This window comes from Pilimelia columellifera subsp. columellifera (assembly GCF_039532605.1).
Classification (GTDB): Bacteria; Actinomycetota; Actinomycetes; order Mycobacteriales; family Micromonosporaceae; genus Pilimelia; species Pilimelia columellifera.
In genome coordinates this window covers 1-5,561 of record NZ_BAAARY010000048.1, presented here as the reverse complement: position 1 = coordinate 5,561, position 5,561 = coordinate 1, and the positions used below count along the sequence as shown (strand labels likewise).

The following is a 5,561-nucleotide window of genomic DNA, read 5'->3' as shown; positions in this document are numbered from 1 at the left end:
CACACCGGCACTTCGGACAAGCCACACCCCGGACCCGCCACCACCAACCCTAAAACACCACAACGGCTAGCCGCTTGACACAGAAGGGAGCCAGATGAGTAAACCGCGCCACGCCCACCGCCTCGTCATCGCTGAGACTCTTGCGGTTCTATCCACACCGCATTGCATTCGACGGCTGGCGGGTGGGGTCTCGCGCTTGGAGTTCGCCGCCACGAAGCGGTGCCGCGTATACCGTGCTTGGCATGGATTCGAGCCAGACTCCGGCGGTGATCCGCAAGGCCGTCGTCGCCCTGCGGCAGGAGGAAACGAAATTTACGACCGAAGTGCGGCGTTACAGCACTGATCCACAGCCGGGCTGTCCGTTCCTCGTCGATCGTGACGTTGCCTGGAAGTCTGCGCACCACAAGTACCGCACATCTCGACAGAAGCTGTGGAAAGAAACGATCCGACACGCGGAATTGATGTCCGAGAACGTGGTGGACCACGTTCGGGCTGTCCGTCGTCTCCTCGCGGTCGAAGACAGCTCGGAGTCGCCGCCGCTATTCGCCCACATGACGGCGATGCGGGTGGCCTGCGAGGCGGCTGCGCAGATCGCGTACCTGTACGATTCCTCGGTCAGCTACGAGCAACGCCTGCTGCGTGGCGCCGTCTTGCTGCGCGACAACGCAGCCCACAGCGCGAAGGCGGCCAACACGGTTCCGAGCGCTCTCAGCCCACTCGTGCAGCCGGGAGTCGCGGCGGCCCAACGCCTTCCGGCGAAGATCGCCGACCAGATTACGAAGGCGGGGATCGTCGAAGTTCTCGGCGGGCGCGGAAAGACGGTGACGCGGCTTGAAATCCCGAACGGCGCCAAGGAGCCGGCAATCGTTCAAAAGAGCACGCTGATAAAGAGCGCTTTTGCCGATCGGCCGGGCCTCTTTAACTACGGATCCGGCGTCGCCCACAGCATGCAATGGATGCTGGGTGACGCCGTGGTGGAACGGGTCGGCACGCAGACCCGTCTGGCGCCGGACGTTATCGGCATCGGCGCGGCCACGTTATCCTGCATCGAGGCGTGCGGTGTCGTGGCCGCCACTTTCGCTGCCTACTTCGGCCACGACCCGCTCCGAGCGGAGCGGTCCCGGCAAACCCGTCACCAGGCGCTGACCGTATGGATGCAGCAGCACATGGTTACTACGTCGCACGGAGCTGTTTGAATAAACCAGCCGTTAGCCAGCGCACTCGTCGCGGCAGAAAAGTTCACTTTGAATCGTAGACATCGAAGCGATCTGTCACCTGGTAGCCCCTGATCCCCGATTCGGAAGCGGACCGGGTCTTGGACCTGGAGAATCAAGCAATGGCACTCGCTGAATTTGAGGAGAAGCAGTACGAAACGGCTCTGTTGTTGGAACTTGGGATTCCGACCTGCCCTTGGTTGCCACCGGGCTTGATGTTTTCAGCAGGACAGCATTTTGAAAACTTCGTGGCTTATGACGCCGCAACCCATCCGCAGATCGCGTCGGACATCTGGCGGCTAATCGGCAGACCTCGCCCGCCTGGGATTGTACTAAGTGCAGGTCACTTTGGATTTCCGCCCGGCCTCCCTTCCCATCGCCTACCAAGGTCGGCCGTGAGTTTGATATTGCAGTTCAAGCGTCCCGAATTGCGGAAGCGCACAACCTTAAAGCTACATGGTTCGCAGAAAGTTATGCTAGACCCGCACTATTGCGTTAAGGTCGCGCGGAAGTGGCTAAGAGTGCGGTCGAACTTCACGCAACACTCAGCGCTCTGCGACCTGGAAGGACAGCTGGCCGGTCCGGCCTTGGTTCGATATGCAGCGCCCGCCTTCTCAAGTGCGCACGAATTGGAGGATAAGCAGATTGCTCGACGGGTCATGGCGGAATCCGTCTATGTGTCGCCAGTGCTAGTCGGCCGTCGGCATACTGCCTTTCACTACGACCGACCTGGCAACATTGCCTACACAAACCCGCAAGTTGCTCCGGTGGAGATCGACAATCTCTCTGGTTTGTTAAGACATTTTTCAGCTATGGAGCCGACACCATTCGAGCGACAAGTCGCGGGAATCGCATCAGCGGTTCGAGAAGTACTTCCACGCATCTATCTGACCGCAATCGACTGGCTACGCGGGACGCGCATCGATGCGGAATCGCGCTATCTCGAAGACTACATTGTAGCTCGTTCTGGACTCGCGGCGATAAACTGCAATTGGATACTGTTTGGGCGTCGCAATAGTAATCAGACTCAGCCCAATGAGCGCATCCGTTCCGCATGGCCGGCTCGTCTGGTGATCGGGCGCACTCTCCTCGGCATGAGCGGACGCCCTCGATCCTGCGGGAGTGTGTACCGGATGTTGTGTCGGATCGGGTTGTGGTGGAGCAGCATTGGTTGGCGATGTGTATGTGGCGGTCGAGTTCTGCTGCGGCGCCTTGGTAGAGCTGTCGTGGGTTTGGCGGTGTCGTACCTGGTGGGGAGGATCGTCGGGTGTTGATCGCGGTGTCCTCTGATGGTTCTGGTGGCGGTGAGTTGTGTCCGCTGGGGCCTGACGGTGTCGTTGCCGGGCCGCTGGTTGCCGTGTCTGATCTTGCGGCGGCGGTCGGCGGGTGGGAGGGCCGTGCTGGGCCGCGTTGGGTGTGGGCGTCGGCCGTGAACGTGGTTCCGGGTTTGTTGCGGGCTGGGGTTCGGGTGGGTCGGTGCCACGACATGCAGTTGGTTGAGGGTCTGCTGCTGGGGTATGCGGGTCGGTGGGGTGAGCCGCGTTCGGTGGCTGCGGTGGTCGCCCGCCGCGACGGCCGTCTAGTACCGGCCGACCCGCTGGCGCGGGTGGCTGATCCGCCTGGTGGTGGGCAGCCGGCGTTGTTCACGCCCGTAGTGGCCGAGTCGTCGTTGCGGGACGTCGTCGACGGGTACGCCGACCAGGTCGCCCGGCTTGCCGCCCTGCCGGAGCCGGGTCGGCTGCGGTTGCTGGCGGCCGCGGAGTCGGCGGGTGCGCTCGTGGCAGCGGAGATGGGTTATGAGGGGCTGCCGTGGCGGGTCGAGGTGCACCGCGGCCTGTTGGCGGACATGCTCGGCGCCCCGTCGCTGGTGGGTGGGCCGCCGGCCCGGTTGGTTGAGCTCAGTGCCCGGATCGCTGCAGTGTTCGGGTTGCGGGCGTTGCGCCCGGAGCGGCCGGCTGAGGTGCTGCGCGCGTTCGCCCTCGCCGGTATCACTGTGCCCAGCACCCGGTCATGGGTGCTGCGCGGTGTTGATCATCCTGCGGTGCCGCTGTTGTTGGATTTCAAGGAGCGGTACCGGATCTGGACAGCGCACGGCTGGTCATGGATCGACGCGTGGGTGCGTGGCGGCAGGTTCCGGCCGGAGTACGTGCCGGGCGGGGTGGTGTCGGGGCGGTGGGCCACCCGTGGTGGTGGAGCGTTGCAGATCCCGCGGGTGATCCGCCGGGCGGTGGTAGCCGACCCCGGCTGGAAACTGGTCGTGGCCGACGCGGGGCAGTTGGAGCCGCGGATCCTGGCCGCGATCTCCGGCGACCAGCGGCTAGCCGCCGCCGGTGCGGCCGGTGACCTGTACGCGGCGCTGGCGACCGAGGCGTTTGGTGGGGATCGGGCGAAGGCGAAGGTGGCGTTGCTGGGTGCGATGTACGGGCAGACCGGCGGCGCCGCGCTTCCGGCGTTGGCCGTGCTGCGGCGCAGCTATCCGGTGGCGTGGGAGTTCGTGGAGGCGGCGGCGCGTACCGGGGAGGCCGGTGGTTTGGTGCGCTCCTGGCTCGGGCGGACCTGCCCACCAGCGGCGGCCGACGCGCCGGATCTGCTCGGCAGCGGCCCGGACGGGCCGGCGAGTCCTGGCGGGCCGGACTCCAATAGTGCGACCGCCCGGTCCCGGGCTCGGGGCCGGTTCACCCGTAACTTCGTCGTTCAGGCCACCGCAGCAGAATGGGCGCTCACCCTGCTGGCCACGCTGCGCACGTCATTGGGGGGTATGCAGGCCCGCCTGGTGTTCTTCCAACACGACGAAGTCGTCGTCCACTGCCCTGCCGACGAAGCACCGGCGGTCACCGCGGCGATCACGGCTGCCGGGCGGCAGGCGTCGCAGTTGCTGTTCGGCGCGACACGGGTACGGTTCCCCACCCACACCCAGGTCGTCGACTGCTACGCCGACGCGACACACTGACCAACTCGACAGACCAGCATGACAAGCCGGAACGACCTCACATCAGGATCGCGTCCTTGCCAGGCGATGCCTCCATCTGTGAGTACCAACGATCGAAATACGCGCTGTCCGGCGCCGGCCGCCGCACCCCCGACTGTTCTGATCTTGGCTGTTCTACTCCCACCCCAACATGCTCCCGCAGACAGACCACAACACCGACACAGGACGAGCGAAACCGCACATGAGCACACCCCTCCCCCTGACAGACAAGAGTCGCCGCCACCGGTCATCCACACTCGTCGCACGCAAGCGGGTCGGACTTCTATCGGCTGGCGCTGTCGATGAGGGCCACGAACTCGGGGAATTCGGCCCGCGCAGCGCCGACGATGTCGGCGGGCGTCTGTTGAGCCGATGGGGCGTATCGCTGCGCGATCTGCAACAGGCGGTCGACGGGTTGGGGGTCATGCTCGTGCTGGGGATATGTCGACGCCTCGTAGGGGCCGAACCCCTGCGCCAACAACCACAGGTAGGCAGCCAGGTCACATGCTACGACGCTGATCTCCCCCTCCGACCCAAGGAACACCACCGGCTGCTGGCGCAGCGGCTCACCCCGCCGGATGAGCCAAAACGCCGCCAGCCCACCGGTCCCGTCCTGACCGAACACCCTGAACCCAGGCGCGTCTTGCGTCTTGTTCCCAGTCCACGCACGCCACCAATGGACTGTCTCGCCCACAGTGAGGAACGAATCGTATGGCTCGAAATCAACCCCGTCGCCATCGCGGTAGTCGAACCCGATCGCGTGGGCCTCAACCAACTCGGGTGGCAGCATGAGTGATTCATCGCGCATGACCACACCCTACGGTCTCATCAGGACGGGCGGTGGTCGATGCCCGCTCAGCGGCCGGGGCGGGCGACTGGGGGTCCGAGCTAGGTCAGGAACACTGCCAGAGGAACCGGCCCTCGTCGCCGTCCGGGGACACGAACACGTACCCGATGCCGGCGTCGCCGAAGTTGTGACCGTGGTCCTCCAACTGGGCAACCAGCCGCCAGCCAGGCCCCGGCGTCTCGTCGCCCTGTAACCACACCGGCTCCCCGCCCAGAAACTCCCAAGGCCCGCCCTCATCCTCGTCGGGCTCAACATCCTGATCGGGCTCATCCACCGGGACAAGAACATCACGGCAATAGTGGAACGCGTCGGAAAGGTGAGCGACGGTGACGAACGAAGGCACCGCCCCGCCCGGCTGGATGATCACCGCGTTCTCGCCGGACTCAGACTCCCACGTCGCATCCACATAGTCCTCGCCCTCGGACATGAACACGTAAGACCGTGTGTCATTTGGGGTTGTTGCAGCGCCTGGTCGTTCGTTGAGCTGGTGTGGATGATGTTCAGAAGTACTGCCCCGAACCGTTGTGGCAGA

The 5,561-nt window shown here is 64.7% G+C and carries 5 protein-coding genes; 3 read left to right on the top strand and 2 right to left on the bottom strand.

Going from position 1 to position 5,561, the window contains the following annotated elements; genetic code table 11:
* Positions 1-242: 242 nt before the first annotated feature.
* From ABD287_RS18070 to ABD287_RS18060, 3 genes are all read left to right on the top strand, one after another.
* Entirely contained in the window at positions 243-1,196 is a 954-nt protein-coding gene (locus ABD287_RS18070) for a hypothetical protein (RefSeq protein ID WP_344174695.1), read from the top strand.
* A 119-nt stretch (positions 1,197-1,315) separates the two neighbouring features.
* Positions 1,316-2,488, top strand: coding sequence for a hypothetical protein (locus ABD287_RS18065; RefSeq protein ID WP_344174692.1), 1,173 nt, complete (start codon positions 1,316-1,318; stop codon positions 2,486-2,488).
* Entirely contained in the window at positions 2,482-4,164 is a 1,683-nt protein-coding gene (locus ABD287_RS18060; protein ID WP_344174690.1) for a bifunctional 3'-5' exonuclease/DNA polymerase, read from the top strand. Before ABD287_RS18065 ends, ABD287_RS18060 begins: the two co-directional genes overlap by 7 nt.
* Before the next feature lie 301 nt (positions 4,165-4,465).
* Here ABD287_RS18060 and ABD287_RS18055 read toward each other — a convergent pair whose 3' ends face one another.
* Both ABD287_RS18055 and ABD287_RS18050 read right to left on the bottom strand, forming a co-directional pair.
* The gene (locus ABD287_RS18055; RefSeq protein ID WP_344174697.1) at positions 4,466-4,990 is read right to left on the bottom strand and encodes an SMI1/KNR4 family protein; all 525 of its coding nucleotides are present in this window, start codon (positions 4,988-4,990) and stop codon (positions 4,466-4,468) included.
* A gap of 85 nt (positions 4,991-5,075) precedes the next feature.
* Complete coding sequence (locus ABD287_RS18050; RefSeq protein WP_344174688.1) at positions 5,076-5,462, bottom strand: hypothetical protein; 387 nt, start codon at positions 5,460-5,462, stop codon at positions 5,076-5,078.
* Positions 5,463-5,561: the final 99 nt, after the last annotated feature.

Excerpts from the sequence above, each read along its gene's own strand:
- ABD287_RS18070 (WP_344174695.1), top strand. The coding sequence starts at position 243 with ATGGATTCGAGCCAGACTCCGGCGGTGATCCGCAAGGCCGTCGTCGCC.
- ABD287_RS18055 (WP_344174697.1), bottom strand. The coding sequence starts at position 4,990 with ATGCGCGATGAATCACTCATGCTGCCACCCGAGTTGGTTGAGGCCCAC.